The sequence below is a fragment of the Archangium sp. genome, from assembly GCF_057119385.1.
The window spans coordinates 25,690-45,117 of the sequence record NZ_DBNGVP010000030.1 but is presented as its reverse complement, the minus strand read 5'-3'; the positions used below and the strand labels follow the sequence as shown (position 1 = coordinate 45,117).

Sequence of the window (19,428 nt, the reverse complement as noted above, 5' to 3'; positions counted from 1 at the left end):
AGCTCGTCGACTCCGACATCGCCCGGAGCGTCCTCGACCGCCAGGTCTCCTCCTCCTGATGCCTTGCACCCGGCGGGCCGCCACTCTCCCGGGTGGCGGCTCGTCGCCTTCCCATCACCCGCCGTGGTGCACCACCACCGGCGTGATGCCCATCACCCAGCTCGCTCACGCGCCCATCAACCAGCTTGCGCGTCAACAATGCACACCCGGCTGCGCGGGAATGATGTTGTTGCGTGTTACCGCGCACGCTTGTTGATGGAGACGTGAGCACGCTTGCTGATGGCCACACCCCGACGGGTAGCCGATCCGATGGGATATCCGACGGGGCTGACAGTTCCCGGGCCCGCCGCTCTCAGCGGCGTCAATCGAGGGGCGCATCAAGAGCGCCCGTGCTTCGGCATAAGGACCTTGGCGGTCATCCCCGCTGACGTCCTGCGGTTCCAACCCACTCGGAGAAGGGCGTCAGGCGAAAGTCTGGCGCTCTTTTCTTTTACCCAATGGCCCTGCGCTTCCTTGTCCTCTTGCTGCCGCTGTGCACGTCCTCGAGGGCATGGTTCGGATGGCTCAGGTGGGGTGGGCACTCAGCGCCTCGCGAGGCCGGTTGAGCCCGTCTCGCAACCGGTGCGCTTCGCCAGGCCGGGCAAGGGGGAGGCGCAGTTCCTGCCCACTATTCGCCGTCACGGACTGCCTCAGGGACAGTTCTACCGCGAGAAGACCGCTGCCTAGCTTTCCGTTGCGGTGCGATTCGGAGCAGGTCGCATCGGGGGGCGGGGTGCGCCAGGGCATCGTCATCCGAAGCATTCGCCATCAGTTCTTTCTTGGAGGGGTTTCCATGCTGAATCTTTCGAAGATTCTCGATGAGCTGACCGAAGAGCAGATGGACCGCGTCCTCGAGTTCAAGGCCGGTTGGGGCACCAGCAAGAGCAAGAGCAAGAAGAGCAAGAGCAGGAGCAAGAGTCGGAGCAAGAGCAAGAGCTGCTCCTGGAAGTCTGGCCACAAGTAGAACGGGCTGAAGAACAGGCTTCAGCCCTGGCGCACCACGCCCTTGTCCCGGTCATGACACCGCAACGTCTCTATGTGTTTCCGGAGTACTTCGAGCTCCACTCCTCGAGCGAGGGCTCGAGTCTCCCCGGTGGCTCGGATGCGAGCACCGGCGCAAGCGCCGGCGAGCGCTTCATGGTGGTGGACACGCGCGCTCACCAGTACTGCTACCTGGTCAACAGCGTCATCAAGAGCTACCTGGAGCTGTTCAGGAAGCCGCGGACGGAGGCGGAGGCGCTGGAGGAGCTGGCGCGCCAGGCGGGGTGTCCACCCGAGGCCATCGCCCCCACGGTGCGCACCTTCTTCCAGCGCATGCGGCGCGCCGGCCTGCTGCGCTCCGCGGGGGCCGACCTCCGGGAGGAGTCCACCTGGACGCTCACCCCCGGGCAGGTGCTCGGTGAGTACCGCGTCGGAGCGCTGATCGTGGAGAAGTCAGACGTGGCGCTCCATCACGCGCGGCAGGTGGGCACCGGGATGTCCGTGGTGCTCAAGGTCTTCATCCTGCAGGGTCCCAGGGCGGACCGTGAGCGCGAGCTCTTCGAGCGGGAGTTCTCCTTCATGGCCGGGCTGGCCCCGCATGAGAACGTCTGTCGCCTGTTGGCCTTCCACCCCGGAAAGCCCTGCTACGCCGCGCTGGAGTACGCCGGCGGCAACTCGATTCGTCACGCCATGGCGGAGTCCTCCCTGTCCCTGCCGGAGCGGGTGCGCATCGGGACCGAGGCGCTCGCCGCGCTCGCCCACTTGCACCGCCACGGCTTGCTGCACGGCGATGTCCACTCGCGCAACTTCATGCTGACGGACGAGCACCGGGTGAAGCTCATCGACTTCGGCCTCTCGCGGCGCAGCGGCGACCCGGAGGAGGAGGCCTCCGTCCCCCATGGCGGCCTTCCCGCCTTCATGCCCCCCCCGAGCGCATCGAGCCCGGCTCGCTCAGCATCAGCAGCCGCCCGGGTGACATGCGCTCGGAGGTGTTCCAGCTGGGGGTGTTGCTCCACGAAATCCTCACGGGCCACCCGCCCTTCGCGGAGAGGGTGCTGTGGAGACGGCTGGCGCAGGCCATCCGCGGCCAACCCGCCCCCCGCGCGGTGTGGACTCCGGAGGGCGAGCGCATCCCGGCGGCCCTCGCCGACATCATCGAGCGCGCCCTCGCCAAGGCTCCGGAGGAGCGCCTCCCCAACGCCGTGGAGCTGCTGGAGGGCTGGCGTGCGGCCTGGCGGCGCGGCGCGCGGCCCGTCCGGGCCGGGGAGCCCGTCCGCCCATGAGCCTCGGGGAATGGCTGCGCCGGGCCCGTCTGAAGGTGGACCCGCAGTTGAGGAGCAACGACTGCGGAATCAGCGCGGTGAAGACGCTCTGCGAGCGGCTCGGGGTCCCCATGAGTCGCGAGACCATCGCCGCCGCCCTTCCTCTGGACGCCGAGGGATTGCGCCTCGACAGCCTCAAGGCGTTTCTCCAGGAGCACGGCTTCGGGGTGCGCACGCAACCGCTGGACGTCAACGATGCCGCGGGGCTGGAGAGGAAGCTGGGCGAGCTCGCCCCGTGTCTGGCCACGGTGCGCGTGCGGGCCACCGGACTGCTGCACTACGTGGTGGTGGACGGGGTGGAGCGGGGGCGGCTGCGCATCCTCAACCCCACCCACGGGCAGGTGGAGCGCTGGACGGTGGCCGACTTCGTCCGGCGCGTGCACCCCGTCCAGGTGCCCCTGACGCAGGAACTGTGGCGCGGCCGCATCCGGGGCCAGGTGATGGAGGAGCTGGGGAGGTACGGGCTCCAGCTGGACACTCCTCCCAGCGAGGCCGAGGTGGGGGCGCTGTACAACAAGCTGCTCTACTTCGGCTACGTGAAGCAGAACTTCGGGTTGAAGGACGAGGCGGCCGAGCGGGCCTTCCTCGCCGACCTGGTCCACCACCAGCAACTCTCGTCCGTTCCCCAGCGCTTCCGCGCGGTGGAGGGCAGTGAGGAGCGGCGGGTGCTGGCGACGCCCGTGGTGCTCGTGGTGCGGCCGCCGGCCTCGAGGGCGGAGCGGCAGGTGCCTGACGAGCCGCCGGCCCATCCGCTCTGGCGGCTGGTGAAGGAGGTCGGCGCGCTGCGCGGTATCTGGTACCTCTTCCTCCTGGCCGCCGTGCTCTCGTCCGTGACGACGCACACCGCCGTCTTCGTCAACCAGTTGCTCGTCGACGAGATCATCCCCCAGTTCGACTTTGGAGTGCTGACCACCTTCGTCCTGGGCCTGGGACTCTTCAGGCTGTTCGACATCCTCATGGGGGTGTACACCCGGTACGTGGCGGTGCACCTGGGATTGGAGCTGGACCGCTACTTCCTGCTGCGCTTCGGGAAGCGGATGCTGACGGGGAGCATCCAATACCTGCGCTCCTTCACGCGGGGGGACCTGCTCGAGCGCGTCAGCGACAGCCTCAAGCTCAAGAGCTTCTTCACCAGCTACTTCTCACGAATCGTCGTCAACGCCTGTGTCTCCCTCAACGCGCTCGTCGTGCTGTTCGTGCTCAACTGGCGGGCCGCCGCGCTCGTCCTGTTGACCCTGCTGGTGCTGGGCGCCCTCCTCCTGGCGGTGACGCCGGTGCTCCGGCGGCTGGAGAGCGAGCGCTTCCGCAACAAGGCCGACCTGCTCTCCTGCCTGGTGGAAGGATTGGAGGGGGTGCAACCCATCCGGGCCTTCAACCTGGAGGCGCACTTCAGCGCGCAGCTGGGGACCCAGGCGGGGCGCTACCTGGAGACGCAGCGCAAGGGGAAGCTGCTCGACCTCGCCAGCACCGCGGCCGTCGCCCTCGTCACCACGGCGGCCTCGCTGCTGCTCATCCTGCTGTGCGCCCGCGGACTGATTGCCCAGCAGGCGATCACGCTCGGACAGCTCCTCACCTTCATCGCCCTGTCGGCGAAGATCTTCTCCTCCTTCACCACGCTGCTCGAGGAGAACCTCTCGCTGCAGGAGAACCTCGTGATCCTGAGGCGCTACTTCGACTTCGGCGAGGGTGGAGCCAGCCGCGCCCCGCGCGCGCCAGAGGAGGACGTGCGGGTGGAGGTGCTGGAGGCGCGGGGACTCGCCTATCGCTACCCCTCGGGCCTCTCCGTCCTGGACGGGGCGGACCTGACGCTGCACAAAGGGGAGAAGGTGCTCCTGATGGGGGCCAACGGGAGCGGGAAGTCCACCCTGGTGCGAGTGCTGGCCGGGCTCCAGCAGCCCTCCAGTGGGACGGTGCTGGTCAACGACGTCCCCCGTGAGCTGCTCGGCGAGCGGGCACTGCGGCGACGGGTGGTGCTGGTCTCGGCGGAGGACACCCTCTTCAACGAGACGCTGCGCTTCAACATCACCTTCGGCCGGCGCCACAGCACGCGGCGCATCGTGGAGCTGGCGAAGCGAATCGGCTTCTACGACTGCATCGTCCAGCACCCGGACAACCTGGAGCGGCTCATCGAGGAAGGGGGGCGCAACCTGTCCACCGGCCAGCGGCGCAAGGTGCTGGTGCTGCGCGCCCTGCTCTCGGAGGCGGACGTGCTGATCTTCGACGAGATCTTCCGGGGGATCGACCAGGAATCGAAGGCCGCCATCGCCAGGTTGCTGGGGGAGATTGGCGATCGGGCGATGCTCTTCATCTCGCACGAGCCCGTGGAGGGGCTGCAGCTGAGCAGCAAGGTCCTGCTGCGCGGCGGGCGCATCCAGGAGGCGGGCGAGGAGGGCATGACGGACGGCACGTCGGCCCGGGAGGTGGCATGGGCGGCCTCGGCCATATAAGGGGAATGTTCGCGCTGCTCGTGGGGTGCTTCGGCCTCGGGGTGGTGCTCTTCGCGACGGTGGAGGTGAATGCCGTCGTGCACGTCCGTGAGGGGGAGGTGCTCTCCTACCGGCCCCGCTCCGTCCACAAGGCGCCGTACGAGGTGCGGGTGGTGGCCCAGTACGTCCGTGAGGGGCAAGCCGTGGAGGAGGGCCAGCTCCTGATGCTCCTGGACAACGAGGAGGTCGCCGCCACCGCGCGAAAGGCGGAGGCGGACTCCCAGGCCCTGGAGGAGGAGCTGCGGACGGTGGTGGAGCAGATTGACAACGCGGGCGAGCAGGTCGTGCACCACCGCCGCCAGCTCACGCTCCTGCGGCAGAAACACGGGGTGGAGGAGGCCCAGGCCCGCCAGAGCCTGGACGCGCTCTCCCGCCAGCTGGAGCTCGCCCGGGAGAAGCAGGCGCTGGCGGAGGTGAAAGCGGAGCGCAGCCGCGGGCTGCAAGAGCGAGGGCTGCTCTCGAAGGAGGAGCACGAGGCGGACTACCGCGGCGTCCTGGAGACGAAGAGCGCCGCCGCCGAGTTGTCGAGGCTCCGGCGGGAGCAGGAGGCGGCGGGGCTCAAGCTGGGGGGCACCTACCGCGGCGAGCTCACCCGCGTCGAGCTGGAGCTGCTCGGCGCGGAGGCGGCGCGGCTCTCGCTGCTCGAGCGGGCCAACAAGCTGCGGAGGGAGCTGGAGAAGCAGCGCGAGGAGAAGGAGCTGCGCGGCCGGCTCGCGGCCAGGCGGGAGGTGCGGGCGGACATCCGTGGCACCATCCGCTACGTCTACAATACGAAGGCGAGCAGCGACCGGCTCCTCGCGGGAGAAATCCTGGTCGAGGTGGCGCCCGTGCTGGAGGAGGGGAGCGCGCTGTATGCGAAGTTCAAGCTGACGCAGGACGAGGTGAAGCGAGTGCTGGCAGGCCAGCCGGCGCACCTCAAGGTGGACGCGTTTCATTTCCATCGGTACGGGGTGCTCAAGGGGCAGGTCCGCTACGTGTCCCCACCGAACGATGCCAATGAATTCTTCGCCATCGTGGACCTGCCCCCTCCACACCCGTTCGAGGTCCGCCCGGGCTACAAGGTGCGAGGCGAGATTGTCACCGGGCAGCTGCGGCTCTACGAGTCCGTCCTGGCGAAGCTCTTCGACCGCATCGAGAGGTAGGGCTCTGGGCTTGCCCCGGTTAGGTGGCCAGTAGGCGCCTTCACTCCTCCCCGCAGCTGCAGTCCTGGCAGCCCTCGTCGGCACAGGCACCGCAGGTGGAGGACACCTGCCTGCGCAGCGCCTCGCGTGCGCGGAAGGCACGCACGGCCGCGTTGCCGCGGGAGAGGCCCTGCTCGGCGGCGAAGTCCTTCACCGCGATGCCCTCCACCTCCACGCGCTCGAGCGCCCGCGCGTACTCCGGCTTGAGGGAGGTGGCCAGGCGCGTGACGCACCCGCAGGGGGTCTGGCGCTGAGAAGCATCAGGCACGCCAACCTCTTCGGGCTCCCGCGCGAGCGCCTCCAGCGCGCGGGAGGCCGCCTCGTGCCGCCGGTGCTGGTCCACCAGGGCGTTGCGCAGGGCGCGGTAGAACCACCTCAGGACGGCCTGCTCGTCCTCCAGGAGCGGAAGCCGCGTGAGTGCGCGCACCAGTGCCTCCTGGAGCACGTCCTCGGCGGCGGCCCCGCCCCCCATGCGCTTGCGCAGGAAGCCGAGGAAGGTGCGCCGGTGGGCGAGGAGGACGTCCGCCACGGCCTCGGCGGACAGCGGGGGGGAGACGGGCGCCAGTTGGGGTGCGGACATGCCGGCCTCCTCAGTGCGCCTCGTGAGCGTGGGGCGTCACCACCACCTTGCCGCGGCTCATCTTCATGCCGCAGTGGAACTCCACCTCGCCCACCTTCTGCGGCGGCAGCTCCACGGTGACGGGCTGGTGGGGCGGCAGCTCCTCGCGGATGCCGAGGGTGGGGAACACCACCTCCTTCGTGCAGGGGGTGTACTCGGTGCGCAGGAAGGTGAGCCGCACCCGCTCCCCCTCCCGCACCTCGATGCGGGCGGGGTTGTAGCCGCGCTCCACGCGCACCTGGACCTCGCGGGGCGTGGGCGCCTCCCCGGCATGGGCGTTCATGGGCGGCAGCACCCCCACGGCAGGCGAGAGGGCGAGCAGGGCGGCAATCAGGGAACCAGGCTTCCACATGGGGTACCTCCAGGGTGGGTGTGTCCAGCACCCGGAGAGACGCAGCCGCTCCCCGGGAATTACACCCCGGGGGCGGCGGCCCGGCTCAGGCGGGGCGGAAGTGCCGCAGGCGCAGGGAGTTGGCCAGCACCGAGACGCTCGAGAGCGACATGGCGGCGCTGGCGAGCACCGGGGAGAGCAGCCAGCCCGTCCACGGGTAGAGAAGCCCCGCGGCGATGGGAATGCCGATGACGTTGTAGACGAAGGCCCAGAAGAGGTTCTGCCGGATGGTGCGCAGCGTGCTCCGCGCCAGCCGCAGGGCCCCGGGCAGCCCCACGATGCCGCCGCGCAGCAGCGCCACGTCCGCGGCCGCCACGGCGATGTCCGTGCCACTCCCGATGGCCACACCCACATGGGCTCCCGCCAGCGCCGGGGCGTCGTTGATTCCGTCCCCCACCATGGCCACCGTCCTCCCCTTCTCCCGCTGCTCGGCGACCAGGCGCGCCTTGTCCTCGGGCTTCACCTCCGCGTGCACCTCCTGGATGCCGAGCTCGCGTGCCACGGCGGTGGCCGTCCCGCGCCGGTCCCCCGTCACCATGGCCACCCGGATGCCCATGCCCCGCAGGGCCTCCACCGCGCCGCGCGCGCCGGGCGCCGGCCGGTCCGCCACCGCCACCAGGCCCGCGAGCTTCCCGTCCACGGCCACGAAGGAAGGCGTGCGCCCGGAAGCGGAGAGGCGCTCCGCCTCCTCCTCGAGTGGCTGGGTGGACACCCCCACCTGCCGCAGCCAGGCCTCGGTGCCCACCCGCACCTTCCGGCCGTCCACCTCGGCCTCCACCCCGTAGCCGGCCTCGGCCCGGAAGCCCACGGGCTGCCGCGGCGTCACGCCCCACTCCCGCGCGCCCTCCACCAGCGCGCGCGCCACCGGGTGCTCGCTCTCGCGCTCGACGCTCGCCACCCGCGCCAGCAGCACCTCCTCGCCCTCTCCCGAGATGTCCACCACGTCCGTCAGCGTCGGCCGGCCCTCGGTGAGCGTCCCCGTCTTGTCCAGCAGCACCGTGTCGATGCGGCTTGCCGCCTCCAGCGCCGCCCCGCCCTTCACCAGCACGCCGAGCTCCGCCCCGCGGCCCGTGCCCACGGCCACCGCCGCGGGGGTGGCGAGCCCCAGCGCGCACGGGCAGGCGATGACCAGCACGGCCACGAAGCGCTCCACCGCCGTGGCCAGGCCCGCGGCCGTGGGGTCCACGGCCAGCCACACCCCGAACGTCACCGTGGCGATTGCCAGCACCACCGGCACGAAGATGCCGCTCACCACGTCCGCCAGACGGGCGATGGGGGCGCGCGAGCCCTGGGCCTGCTCCACCGCCTCCACGATGCGCGCGAGCGCCGTGTCGCCCCCCGTGCGCGTCACCCGGAAGGTGAGGGCACCGCTCTGGTTGAGGGTGCCGCCGAAGACGGGCGCCCCCACCCCCTTCTCCACGGGCATGCTCTCCCCCGTCAGCATGGACTCATCCACGGCGGACTGCCCGCGCACGACCTCTCCATCCACGGGGACCCGCTCCCCCGGACGCACCAGCACGAGGTGCCCCGCGGTGAGCGCCTCCACGGGCACGTCCCGCTCCACGCCGTCCTCCACCACGCGCGCCAGCTTCGGCTGCAGCGCGACGAGCCCCCGCACCGCATCCGCCAGGCGCTTGCGGGCCCGCGTCTCGAGCAGCTTGCCCAGCAGCACGAAGGTGAGGATGGCCCCGGCCGCCTCGAAGTAGAGGTGCGGCACCATGCCGTGCTCCGCGTGGGGGAAGAGGCCCGGTGCCACGAGCGCCACCGTCGAGTAGCCCCAGGCGGCGCCCGTGCCCATGGCCACGAGGGTGTTCATGTCCGCGGCCCGGTGCCTCAGCGCCGCCCACGCCAGGCGGAAGAAGCGCCGCCCCGGGCCGAAGACGACGGGCGTGGCCAGCAGGAATTGCAGCCACCGGCCCCACGTCCCGTCGCTCCCGGGGATGGCCCCGTGGGACATCGCCACCACCAGCAGCGGCACCGTCAAGGAGAGGGCGAGGAGGAAGTCGCGCTTCAGGGCGCGCCGATCCTTCTCCTCCGCGGCGTCCGCGGCCTCCGAGCGGCGGGCGGACGCGCTGCCCTTCACGAGCGGCACCTCGGGGACCTCGTACCCGGCCCGCTTCACCGCCTCGGCCAGCCGCGAAGGCGACGTCAGGCTCGGGTCGTACGTCACCTTCGCCCGCTTGAGGGCCAGGTTCACCGACGCGGAGGCGACGCCCGGAACCGCCCCCAGGGCCTTCTCGATGCGCCGCACGCACGCGGCGCACGTCATTCCCAGGATGGGCAGCTCGTCGCTCGCACCGGGCGCGGCCCCTCCCTGCATGGGTTGGAGTTTCTGGACCGGGGTCTGCATGCCTTGCACTCCTCTGGTTGCGCAGCGGCGAAAACCGCCGCTCATGCCCCGGCAGACGCGCCCCCTCCCCGCCCATTACAGCCCGGCGAGCGCCCCCCCTCCCGTCGCGGTGTAATGCCCGCGCCCCCCTTTACGTCTCCAGCGCTCGAGAGCCCCGAAGCTGGAGGAATCACAGATGGAGAAACGATGGACGCAGGGCAGGCGGATGGCCGCCCTGCTGGGACTGACATGGGTGGCGGGAGGAGGGCTCGGTGCATGCGCCTCGCGGACGCGCCAGGTGGCCCCCCCGCCCACCTCGGCCGCCTCCGCCGCCGCACCGGAGGCCCCGGCCGCCGCCGTCGGGGTGGCACTCGGCGAGGAGCCGCCGCTGCCGGGCGAGCCCACGGGGGACTGGCAGGGCCTGGCCGAGCCGCGGCCCACGACGGAGGGGAGCCCCCATGCGCACTAGGCACCTGCTGTCCCTGGGGGCCCTCGCGGGCCTCGTCGGCTGCGCCACGCCCTACCACGCCGCGGACCTCGCCCGGGTGCGCGAGCTGACACGCGCACCGCTCCCCTCCGCCGTCAACGTCCCCCTCCCCCAGGCCCCGCGGACGGAGGAGGAGGTGGCGCCGCTGCTCGCCCAGCCCCTGACGGCCGAGAGCGCCGTGCAGGTGGCCTTCCTCAACAACCGGGCGCTGCGCGGGGCCATGCGGGACATGGGCGTGGCCCGCGGCGAGCTCATCCAGGCGGGGCTGCTGCCCAACCCGGAGGTGGAGTTCGATCTGCGTGCCACGATGGAGCCCGGCGCGCCCCTGCAGCAGGACTACTTCATCGGGTTCGACCTCACGCACGCCCTGCTGACGCCGCTGCGCACCGCGGTGGCGGGCGCCGGCATGGAGGCCGCGCGCTACCGGGCGGCCGCCGCGGTGGTGCAGCTGGCCTACGACGTGCGCAGCGCCTTCTACGCCCTCCAGGCAGCGCGGCAGCGCCTGGAGGCCTCCACGCGGGCGCTGGAGGCCTTCGCCGCGGGGCGCGAGGCGGCGCGGGCCCTCTACGAGGCCGGCAACGTGCCCGAGCTCACCCTGGCCAGCCAGGAGGCCGCCTACGAGTCGGCCCGCGCCACCACGGCGGAGCTGGAGCTGGCCGTCCTCGAGCAGCGCGAGCGCCTCCACCGCCTTCTCGGCCTGCATGGGGAGCAGACGCGGTGGACCGTCGCGAGCGGCCTGCCCGAGGCCCCCGAGGCGGCGGCCCCGCCGGAGCAGCTCGAGCGGCGGGCCGTCGAGGCGAGCCTCGAGCTCGGGGAGATGCGCGCCCGGCTGGACGGACTCTCCCGCCGCACCGCCCTGGAGCGCACCGCGGGCTGGGTGCCGGAGGTGCAGGTGGACGTGCACGCGGAGCGGGACGGGGACACCTGGGAGGTGGGTGGCGGTGCCAGCCTGTCCCTCCCGCTCTTCGACCGGCGCCAGGGCACGGTGGCCTCCGTCGAGGCGCAGTTCGACGCCCTCTCGGAGCGCTACGAGGCGGCGGCGACCGGCATCCGCTCGGCCGCGCGCGAGGCGCGCAATCGCCTCCAGATGGCCCAGGCCCGCGCCCGTCAGTACGGCGGCGTCATCGTGCCGGCGCGCCGGCGCGTGATGCAGCAGGTGCAGCTGCAGTTCAACGCGATGCAGGTGGGCATCTTCCAGCTCCTCCAGGCGCGCCGCGAGCAGCTGGACGCCGAGCTGGCCCACGCCTCGGCGCTCCAGGACTACTGGACGGCGCGGGCCGCGGTGGACGCGCTCCTGGGCGGGCAGCGCGTGGGACTTCCCCTTCAAACCCTTTCCACTCCCGGCACGCCCGCCGGTGAGGCCGGAGGACACTGAATCATGGACCGTCGTTCTTTCTTGCAGTGGAGCAGCCTGGCCACCGGAGCCGCCCTGCTGGGCCGGGCCGGCGTGGCCCACGCCGAGGTGACGCCCGGCCCCCACGCCCCCGCGGAGCTCCCGCCCTTCCAGCCCCGCCGCGTCGTCGCTCCGGGTGGGCAGCCAGGCGTCGTCACCCCCAATGGCGCCACCCTGCCGTGGAAGGTGGTGGGCGGCGTCAAGGTGGGCCACCTCATCGCCGAGGAGCTCGAGCACACCTTCGCCCCGGGCCTGTCGGCCAGGGTGTGGGGCTACAACGGCCGCTCCCCCGGGCCCACCCTCGAGGCGGTGGAGGGAGACAGGCTGCGCCTCTACGTCACCAACCGCCTGCCCGAGCCCACCACCGTGCACTGGCACGGCATCATCCTCCCCAACGGCATGGATGGGGTGGCGGGGCTCAACCAGAAGCCCATTCCACCGGGGGAGACGTACGTCTACGAGTTCGTCGTGCGCGAGCCGGGCACGTACATGTACCACCCGCACTACGACGAGATGACGCAGATCGCGCTCGGCATGGAGGGCATGTTCATCGTGCACCCGCGCACCCCGCGTGGGCCCCGCGTGGAGCACGACTTCGCGCTGATGACGCACGAGTGGAAGCTGGACGTGGGGGCGAAGCGGCCGGACCCCAACGAGATGAGTGACTTCAACGTCCTCACCTTCAACAGCAAGTCCTTCCCCGCGACCGAGCCGCTGCTGGTGCGCACGGGCAGCCGGGTGCGCATCCGCCTGGGCAACCTCTCGCCCATGGACCACCACCCCATCCACCTGCACGGGCTCAACTTCAAGGTGACGGCGACGGACGGGGGCTACGTGCCGGCCTCCGCCCAGGTGCCGGAGACCACCGTGCTCGTGCCCACCGGCGCCACGCGCGTCATCGAGTTCGTCCCCACCGAGCCCGGGGACTGGGCCATGCACTGCCACATGACCCACCACGTGATGACGCAGATGGGCCATGGGCTGCCCAACATGGTGGGGGTGGACACGCGCAAGCTGGACCGGCGCATGAGCCGGGTGGCTCCCGAGTACATGACGATGGGGACGACGGGCATGGGAGGCATGGGGGAGATGGAGATGGCCCTCCCGCCCAACAGCCTTCCCATGCGGGGCGCCCACGGGCCCTTCAGCTACATCGACATGGGCGGCATGTTCACCGTGCTCAAGGTGCGCGACGACCCGCGGCCCGAGGACCGTGAGGGTTGGTACCAGCATCCCGCCGGCACCGTGGCGGGACCCGCCGACGCGGCCCGGATGCGCGCGGACGGCATCGACCTCGCCTGACGCCATTTCACGCGTGCGGCGCCTGTAATTCGCCGGGCGCCGCCGCGTTTTCCAGGTGCGGGGACGGAAGAGCTTCCGCCCCGCTCACCCGAAAGGAAGACTCCCATGAGCAACTCGCAGCGAATCACCCTCGCCGTCTCCGGAATGACCTGCAACTCGTGCGTGCGCCACGTCACCGATGCGCTGCAAGGCCTGGAGGGCGTGGGAGCGGTGGAGGTGCGCGTGAAGGAAGGCAAGGTGCACGTGCAGCACGACCCGGCCTCCGCGCCGCTCACGGCCATGGTGGAGGCGCTTCGCGACGCCGGCTACGAGTCCACCCCGGCGGTGTGATGTCTCCGCGACGAGCGCCAGGCGGCGGGCCCCGCGTGTCCGGGCTTCCGTCTGGCGCTCCTTCCCCTCCCGAGCCCCATGAACCTCATCATCGGAAGTGGCATCGCAGCCGTTCGCGCAGTGGAGGCGATGCGAGGCGCGGCCTACGAGGGACGCCTCGTCCTCGTCTCCGCCGAGGACAGCCTCCCCTACGAAAAGCCACCGCTCTCCAAGGGATTCCTCCTGGGCCGGACTCCCCCGGACGAGCTCCTCATCCAACCGGAGTCCTTCTACCGCGACATGGGCGTGGAGCTGATGCTCGGCCAGAACGCCGAGTCGCTCGACACCCGGGCCAGGCAGGTGCGCCTTTCGGATGGCCGCCGGCTCCACTTCGAGCAGTTGCTCATCGCCACCGGGGCGAGCGCGCGACGGCTGCCCGTCCCCGGGGCGGAGCTCGACGGAGTCCTCACGCTGCGCACCCGTGCGGATGCGGAGGCCCTCAAGGAGCGGCTTTCCCGCACCCGGCACCTGCTCGTCGTCGGAGCGGGCCTGGTGGGCCTCGAGGCGGCGGCCTCCGCACGGCAGCTGGGCATGGACGTCACGGTGGTGGAGTCCAGTCCCGCCCCCCTCCAGCGCCTCCTCGGGAGCTCCAACGTGGCGACCCAGGCGGTGGAGGCGCTCCACCGCGCGAACGGCGTCACCGTCCTGACGTCGACCCGTGTCCACGCCTTCGAGGGCAAGGAAAGCGTGGAGCGTGCGCGCCTCTCCAACGGCGAGACCCTCGCCTGCGAGCTCGTGCTGCTCGCGGTGGGAGTGCAGCCCAACACCGGCTGGCTCCTCGGCTCCGGTCTCCTCCTGGACGACGGCGTGATGGTGGACGACCACTGCCGCACCCGGGTGCCCGGCATCTGGGCCGCGGGCGACGTCACACGTGTGCTCCACCCTGGCGAAGGGAGCGCCCTGCGCCTGGAGAGCTACGGGAGTGCACATACCCAGGGGATCGCCGCGGGTCAGGGCATGGCCGGCAGGCCCACCCCGGCCCTGGTGCTGCCGGGGGCGGGCTCGGAGCAGTATGGTGTGCGGCTGCAACTCGCGGGGCGAGCGGAAGGAGCCGACCAGGCCGTCGTGCGCGGCTCCCTCCCCGACCGCTCCTTCGTGTGTTTCTTCCTCGCAGACCGGAAGCCCATCTCGGCCTTCGCGATGAACAGGCCTCGCGAGATGATGGCGGCGCGGAAGCTCATCCAGGCAGGCCTGCCCACCCAGCCCGAGCTTCTCCAGGACGAGCAGTGTTCTCTCGCGCCAGGTGCGTGAGCTCCCCCTACAGCCGTGCGCGCAGCGCGTCCACGTGCCGCTGGAAGTCGGGAACGTGGGCATCCTGTTGCTCGCGGCCCAGGGCCACGCCGCGCTCCAGGAACGCGAGCGCCTGGGGAAGCCGCTTCTCCCGCAGGTGCCAGTAGCCCTATCTGGCGGTCTTGGCACCGGGGGCCAGACGAAGAGTCACGAAGAGCGCCAGGGCATGCCCATCCGATCGCGCCAAGGAATCATCGGCTCGTGCCAGGGGGCGGAACCGGCTCGGGCCCCCAGGACAGGCAAGCGGGAGGGCGAGCGCCCCCGGTGGCCGTCCGCCGGGCAGGGTTGAAGTCCCCGGAGTGACCGTGTACACCCCCACGCCCCACCCGTGAGCCAAGAGACTGGAATGAGCGTTGGACACCCGAGCGAGGCCCGGCGTGAGCACACGCCCGGAGTGCTGGGCAACCGCATGGCCTTCGTGGACGTCCTGCGGGCCATCGCCATCCTCACCGTCCTCTTCCACCACCTGCCCTCGGGCCTGGGCCATCACTTCGGCAAGCTCGGCGAGTGGGGCGGCCGGGGCGTGGATCTCTTCTTCGTCCTGTCGGGCTTCCTGATCGGCAGCACCTGCCTGGAGCGGGCAGCCACCTCGGGCGAGCGCGGCCAGGGCAAGCAGGCCAAGGCGTACTGGCTGCTGCGCTCGGCGCGCATCTTCCCGCTCTACTTCGTGCTGCTCGCCGTCTACGCCCTGGGGCTGCCGGGTTTCAACCCGGAGGCCGCCTCGGTGCTGCGCGACTGGTGGCGGCCCTACGTCACCTTCACGTCCAACTACTTCGGCCAGAACACGCTCGAGCTGGGCATCTTCTGGTCGCTGGCCATCGAGGAGCAGTTCTACCTCGCGGTGGGTCTGCTCATCCTCGTCTGCTCGCGGCGCCGCGACACACTGGCCTCGGCGTTCCTCGGGCTGTCCCTGGCCGCCATCGCCGTGTCGCTCGTGTACCGGCACGAGCTGTTCACCCTGCGCGGCGACGGGGTCATCCCCGACAACCTCTACGTCTTCAAGCTCTTCCACAGCACGCTGTCGCGCATGGACCAGCTCGCCGTGGGGCTCATCACCGCCGTCGCCTCGCACGCGTTCAATGGCTGGACGTGGGCCCGCTCCGAGCGCCAGGTCCGCCTCTCCACCTGGGCCGTCATCGCCCTGTGTCTGGGCGTCCTCGTGTACTTCCCGCACCGCCCCGTCGTGGGCTTCCTGGTGATCGGCCTGGTCTTCGGCGCGTGCCTGCTCTGGGTGCAGCGGCCCGCGGCGCGCATGCTCACCCTGGGCCGCTGGGAGGCCCGTGCGCTCGCGCCGCTGACGTACATCGGCAAGCTCAGCTTCGGGCTCTACATCTTCCACCCCATCACCCGCACGTGGGTGGACAGGCTGCTCCCCACCTCCGCCCTGCCCGCCGACTCCGCGCTGCGCGCTGTCGTCCTCCTGGCGGTGTGGATCGCGGTGACCACGGTGCTGGCCGCCGTCAGCTACCAGTTCTTCGAGGAGCCCCTCCTCTCCGCCGCGCGCCGCAGGTCGAAGCGCATCCTCCAGCCCCCCACGGAGGCGAACCCCGGCGCCGCGGCACCGGGACGCGTCGCCGAGGGCGAGCTCTCGGCGGGAGTGGCCGGGCCGCCCGCTTCCTGAGCCCACGTCACTCCGTCGAGGACCCGGAACGCCCTGGCGCCCAGATGGCGCTGTGGGCCTCCGGCGCGTCGGGCGACGCTTCCGCCGTGTAGAAGTAGGCCGCGACCGCGGCTCGGCCCCGTCCCTCGGGACACTCCAGGGGAGACGGGTGGCCATGCCAGTACGTATCGCCGTGCGCCATCACGACCAGCCGATCCAGGAGCGGAGCGATCTTCGTCTCGCACCGGGTGAGGTCGGCATTCCACAGCTCGAGGTCACCGCCCCAGGCCGCTTCCCAGCCGGGGTTCAGGTAGTAGAGGACGGTGAGCCGCCGTGAGAGCGCACGGAAGCGGTCGCGGTTGAAGTCCGCGTGAAGCGCCAGATGGCCTCCCCGCAGCGTGAGGTGCAGCCCGGCGCCCCGGAAGTGCGGATCCGCGATGAGCCCTTGAACGCCGGTGAGTGTCTCCAGGAAGTCGAGGAACGACATGCTCGACAATTCCGAGAGCAGGTGCCGGAGCGCTCCATGCACCCCCTCGAAGGCCTTGCGCTGGAGCTGCCCCAGGCGCGCCGCCTGTTCCTGGTGATCTCGCCGCTTCCAGTGGGCCTCGGAGGCGCCCGGGAAGACCTCCGCCAGTCCGGATGCGAGCCGCTCTCCCAGGAAGCCATCGATGACGACATGGGGATAGGGCCGTGCGGCGCCGTAGCCGTCACGGTGGGCCAACGCGAGCGAGCGGAGCGCCGTCCGGGAGAGGAAGAAGCTCGGACCCAGCAACGGGCCCTCTTCGATGGTCGCGACGCTCACTCCCGTCCTCCCTGCCTGGGTTGCAGTCCCTCGATGCTATCGCGGCTCGATGAACATCGGCATGCCATCCCGGGCCCCCAGCGTGCCGGAGGCATCGAGCCGGAGCTGGTAGCCGGGCGCCAGGCGCATCTTGAAGCGGCGCGCCAACATGGCCGTCATCAGGTGTGTCTCGAAGAGGGAGAAGTTGTTCCCCAGGCAGATGCGCTGGCCCGCCGCGAACGGATGGTAGGCGTGGGCATCTCGCGCCGCCTCTCGCTCGGGCAGCCAGCGGTCCGGGTGGAAGCGCTCCGGCTCCTCCCAGAAGCCCTCGTGCCGGTGGGTTGCATAGGGGAACAGCAGCATCCGCGAGCCCGCCGGAATGCGCACTCCGTCCAACGTGTCCTCCGCCACCGCGTCCCGTACGTACATGGGCGCCGCCGGATACAGCCGGAGCACCTCCTTCACCACCTGGAGCGTGTACGGCAGCTTCTTCAGGTCCTCGAGCGCCGGCGGGGCCTCGCCCAGCACCGCGTCCAGCTCGGCGTGCAGGCGTGCCTCCACCTCTGGATTCCGGGCCAGCGCGTACCACAGGAACGAGAGCGTGCGGGCCGTGGTCTCGTGCCCCGCGAAGAACAGCGTGATGCCGTTGTCGAGCAGGATCCGGTCCGCCATGGTGGCCCCCGACTCCTCGTCTCGCGTGGTCATCATCTTCGTGAGCAGGTCATCCGGCCACTGGCCCTCGGGCAGCGAGCGGCGCTTCGCGATGAGCCCGCCGATGTACTCATTCACGGCCCGGCGCATCCGCTGGTAGCGCAGGTTCTCGGGAGTGGGCACCCACTCGGGCAACGGAATGAGCTTCCGGTCGCGGTTGGACACGTAGGCGATGAGCGTCTCCGCCGCGTCCTTGAAGCGAAGCAGCGTCTCGTCCGAGTCCGTGCTGAACACCGAGTGCAGGATGACGGTGGCGGTGATGAGCATCATCTCGTCGAACATGTCGACGGGCTGGCCCGAGCGCGGAGCCGACCGCAGCCGCTCGATGTAGCGCGCGGTGTCCGCGATGAACACGGGGTAGTACTTCTCCACCCCGCGCGGGGTGAAGAACGGCGCCATGATCCGGCGCTGCTGGCGCCAGTCCTCCCCCACCGCCGTGAGCACCCCATCGCCGAGCATCAGCCGGCGGACTCCGTCGTAGCTCGGGCCCTTCTCGTAGTTCTGGCGGTGGGTGACCGCGATGTGCCGCACGTGCGCCGGGTGCACCACCAGGAAGAACGAGCGATTGCCACCCAGCCGCACCCGCGCCAGGTCTCCATGGTTGCGCCAGATGTGCATCATCAACCCGAGGCTCCCCAGCCGCCGGGCCGTCTGGAACAACTCGAGTTTGGAGGGAGCGTATTCACCCGTGGAGGGAGGAGTCATGGTGCGCCACCCTACCCCACCCCGGCGCCTTCGAATCCCGCGGGTGCTAAGCTCGCACCTCGATGCTGGCTCCCCTCCCCGCGCCCCAGACTCCCGGTGAACCGTCCCTCCTGCTCCCCCGCTCCTTCTGGAAGGACTTCGCCCGGAAGCATTGGGACCGCGAGCCCGTCCTCTACCGGGGCCTCTTCGCGGCGCACTTCCCCACCCTCGACGAAATCTTCGCGGCACTTGTCGAGGCCAGCGCGCGCTGCAACCGCGGCGAGTACCCGCCCCTGCGCATCCTCCGCTTCTTCATCGAGCACGAGGACGGCCCCAACGGGATGCCGTACTACTCGATGGTCTTCCCGCTCACCCCCCAGCACCTCCCCCTCCCCGAGGACGTGAATGCCGAGGGGTACATCGCCCGCATCTCCAAGTGGCTCGGCGGCAAGCGCTTCGGCATCACCCTCAACAGCACGCAGTGCTTCCACTGGGGCCACTGGCTCCAGATGCAGAGCTTCCTCACCGGCTTCCGCGAGCAGCTCGGCGTGCCCCTGGGCGGCGGAGACTCGGCCGTCTTCTTCGGCAACTACCGCTACACCCCCTTCGGCATCCACAAGGACGACCTGCACGTCTTCTACTTCGTCGTCGAGGGCCAGAAGACGATCAGCCTCTGGCCCTTCGACGCGCTCTCCCAGCGCGACGAGGTCCCCAAGGATCCCGACTTCATCCACCGCCCGGGTGGCATCGTCCTCAAGGACAAGGCCGAGGAGGAGAGGCTCCTCTCCCAGGCCACCCTGCTGCGAGGCCAGCGCGGGGATTTGATGTACTGGCCCGCCTCCTACTGGCACCGCGCCGAGCCCTCCGAGGGACTCGCCGTCAGCGCCTCGCTCGGGGTGAGCTTCCGCTCCCCGTTCTTCGCCCAGATGGGACCCGTGGGCGGCCAGTGGCCCGAGCGGCTGCGCCCCACCGAGCTGCCTCGCGGGCCCGGCTGGAAGCTTCCCGCATCGCTGCGCAAGTCCCTCCAGCAGCAGAGCCAGCGGCGCCACGTGCTCACCGTCGAGCGCGAGCGCACCGCCGAGTGGGTCCGCTTCCTCACCGGTGGCACCATGGAGGGCACTCCACCCGTGGCCACCGAGCCGCCCCTCTCCTCGAAGGAGTGGATCCGCGCCGAGCCCTCGCGCCCCATCGTCGGCGTCCCGCTGCCCGGCGGCCAGTGGATGGTGTCCGCCCATGGCCACTCCACCGTCCTCTCCCCGTCCCCCACCGTGCGCCGCCGGCTCGAGCGGCTCCTCACCGCCCTCGACAGTGGAAAGCCCCAGAGTATGGAGGCACTCGAGGACGCCTTCTTCTCCCGGCTCACGGCACGCGCCTTCAGCCGCAAGGCCTTCCGCGCGCTGCTCGATGACCTGGTGCGCTGGCGCGCGGTGCGGCGCTGTGAGCCTCCTCGCGCCCGCCGCTGA

At 70.9% G+C, this 19,428-nt stretch carries 16 protein-coding genes and 1 pseudogene; 12 read left to right on the top strand and 5 right to left on the bottom strand.

Annotated features, from left to right (window positions below; all coding sequences use genetic code 11):
- The first annotated feature begins 832 nt into the window (after positions 1-832).
- The 5 genes and pseudogenes from AC16DP_RS08310 to AC16DP_RS08290 all read left to right on the top strand — a co-directional run bounded on the left by AC16DP_RS08310 (position 833) and on the right by AC16DP_RS08290 (position 5,970).
- On the top strand, positions 833-1,003 hold the full coding sequence (locus tag AC16DP_RS08310) for a hypothetical protein (protein WP_329731627.1): 171 nt from the start codon (positions 833-835) through the stop codon (positions 1,001-1,003).
- 350 nt (positions 1,004-1,353) lie between these two features.
- A pseudogene (locus tag AC16DP_RS08305) lies at positions 1,354-1,863 on the top strand (protein kinase domain-containing protein); the annotation flags it as partial.
- Between the two features lie 134 nt (positions 1,864-1,997).
- Entirely contained in the window at positions 1,998-2,303 is a 306-nt protein-coding gene (locus tag AC16DP_RS08300; protein ID WP_329731629.1) for a protein kinase family protein, read from the top strand.
- Positions 2,300-4,789 carry an ATP-binding cassette domain-containing protein gene (locus AC16DP_RS08295; protein ID WP_329731630.1) on the top strand — a complete coding sequence of 830 codons (2,490 nt, stop codon included), beginning with the start codon at positions 2,300-2,302 and terminating at the stop codon, positions 4,787-4,789. Before AC16DP_RS08300 ends, AC16DP_RS08295 begins: the two co-directional genes overlap by 4 nt.
- 5 nt (positions 4,790-4,794) lie before the next feature.
- On the top strand, positions 4,795-5,970 hold the full coding sequence (locus AC16DP_RS08290; protein ID WP_329731631.1) for a beta-barrel domain-containing protein: 1,176 nt from the start codon (positions 4,795-4,797) through the stop codon (positions 5,968-5,970).
- A 40-nt stretch (positions 5,971-6,010) separates the two neighbouring features.
- Here AC16DP_RS08290 and AC16DP_RS08285 read toward each other — a convergent pair whose 3' ends face one another.
- From AC16DP_RS08285 to AC16DP_RS08275, 3 genes are all read right to left on the bottom strand, one after another.
- The gene (locus AC16DP_RS08285) at positions 6,011-6,589 is read right to left on the bottom strand and encodes an RNA polymerase sigma factor (protein WP_329731632.1); all 579 of its coding nucleotides are present in this window, start codon (positions 6,587-6,589) and stop codon (positions 6,011-6,013) included.
- Positions 6,590-6,599: 10 nt separating this feature from the next.
- Complete coding sequence (locus tag AC16DP_RS08280; RefSeq protein ID WP_329731633.1) at positions 6,600-6,980, bottom strand: cupredoxin domain-containing protein; 381 nt, start codon at positions 6,978-6,980, stop codon at positions 6,600-6,602.
- Positions 6,981-7,065: 85 nt separating this feature from the next.
- On the bottom strand, positions 7,066-9,369 hold the full coding sequence (locus AC16DP_RS08275; protein ID WP_329731634.1) for a heavy metal translocating P-type ATPase: 2,304 nt from the start codon (positions 9,367-9,369) through the stop codon (positions 7,066-7,068).
- A gap of 175 nt (positions 9,370-9,544) precedes the next feature.
- Between AC16DP_RS08275 and AC16DP_RS08270 the strand changes: the two genes are divergently transcribed.
- From AC16DP_RS08270 to AC16DP_RS08245, 6 genes are all read left to right on the top strand, one after another.
- The gene (locus AC16DP_RS08270; protein WP_329731635.1) at positions 9,545-9,817 is read left to right on the top strand and encodes a hypothetical protein; all 273 of its coding nucleotides are present in this window, start codon (positions 9,545-9,547) and stop codon (positions 9,815-9,817) included.
- Positions 9,807-11,210: a TolC family protein gene (locus AC16DP_RS08265; RefSeq protein WP_329731636.1), complete on the top strand. Its 1,404-nt coding sequence runs from the start codon at positions 9,807-9,809 to the stop codon at positions 11,208-11,210. Before AC16DP_RS08270 ends, AC16DP_RS08265 begins: the two co-directional genes overlap by 11 nt.
- 3 nt (positions 11,211-11,213) lie before the next feature.
- Positions 11,214-12,530: a multicopper oxidase family protein gene (locus tag AC16DP_RS08260; protein ID WP_329731637.1), complete on the top strand. Its 1,317-nt coding sequence runs from the start codon at positions 11,214-11,216 to the stop codon at positions 12,528-12,530.
- Between the two features lie 105 nt (positions 12,531-12,635).
- A complete protein-coding gene (locus AC16DP_RS08255; RefSeq protein ID WP_329731638.1) occupies positions 12,636-12,860 on the top strand; it encodes a heavy-metal-associated domain-containing protein in 225 nt (74 codons plus the stop codon).
- Positions 12,861-12,938: 78 nt separating this feature from the next.
- Positions 12,939-14,150, top strand: coding sequence for an NAD(P)/FAD-dependent oxidoreductase (locus AC16DP_RS08250; protein ID WP_329731639.1), 1,212 nt, complete (start codon positions 12,939-12,941; stop codon positions 14,148-14,150).
- 385 nt (positions 14,151-14,535) lie between these two features.
- Positions 14,536-15,810: an acyltransferase family protein gene (locus tag AC16DP_RS08245; RefSeq protein WP_329731640.1), complete on the top strand. Its 1,275-nt coding sequence runs from the start codon at positions 14,536-14,538 to the stop codon at positions 15,808-15,810.
- Positions 15,811-15,817: 7 nt separating this feature from the next.
- Here AC16DP_RS08245 and AC16DP_RS08240 read toward each other — a convergent pair whose 3' ends face one another.
- Together AC16DP_RS08240 and AC16DP_RS08235 are read right to left on the bottom strand one after the other, a co-directional pair.
- A complete protein-coding gene (locus AC16DP_RS08240; protein WP_329731641.1) occupies positions 15,818-16,591 on the bottom strand; it encodes a 2OG-Fe(II) oxygenase in 774 nt (257 codons plus the stop codon).
- A 36-nt stretch (positions 16,592-16,627) separates the two neighbouring features.
- A complete protein-coding gene (locus AC16DP_RS08235) occupies positions 16,628-17,986 on the bottom strand; it encodes a cytochrome P450 (protein WP_329731642.1) in 1,359 nt (452 codons plus the stop codon).
- A gap of 62 nt (positions 17,987-18,048) precedes the next feature.
- Here AC16DP_RS08235 and AC16DP_RS08230 point away from each other — a divergent pair, with 62 nt between their 5' ends.
- Positions 18,049-19,428, top strand: a complete 1,380-nt coding sequence (locus AC16DP_RS08230) for a hypothetical protein (protein ID WP_329731643.1) — start codon at positions 18,049-18,051, stop codon at positions 19,426-19,428.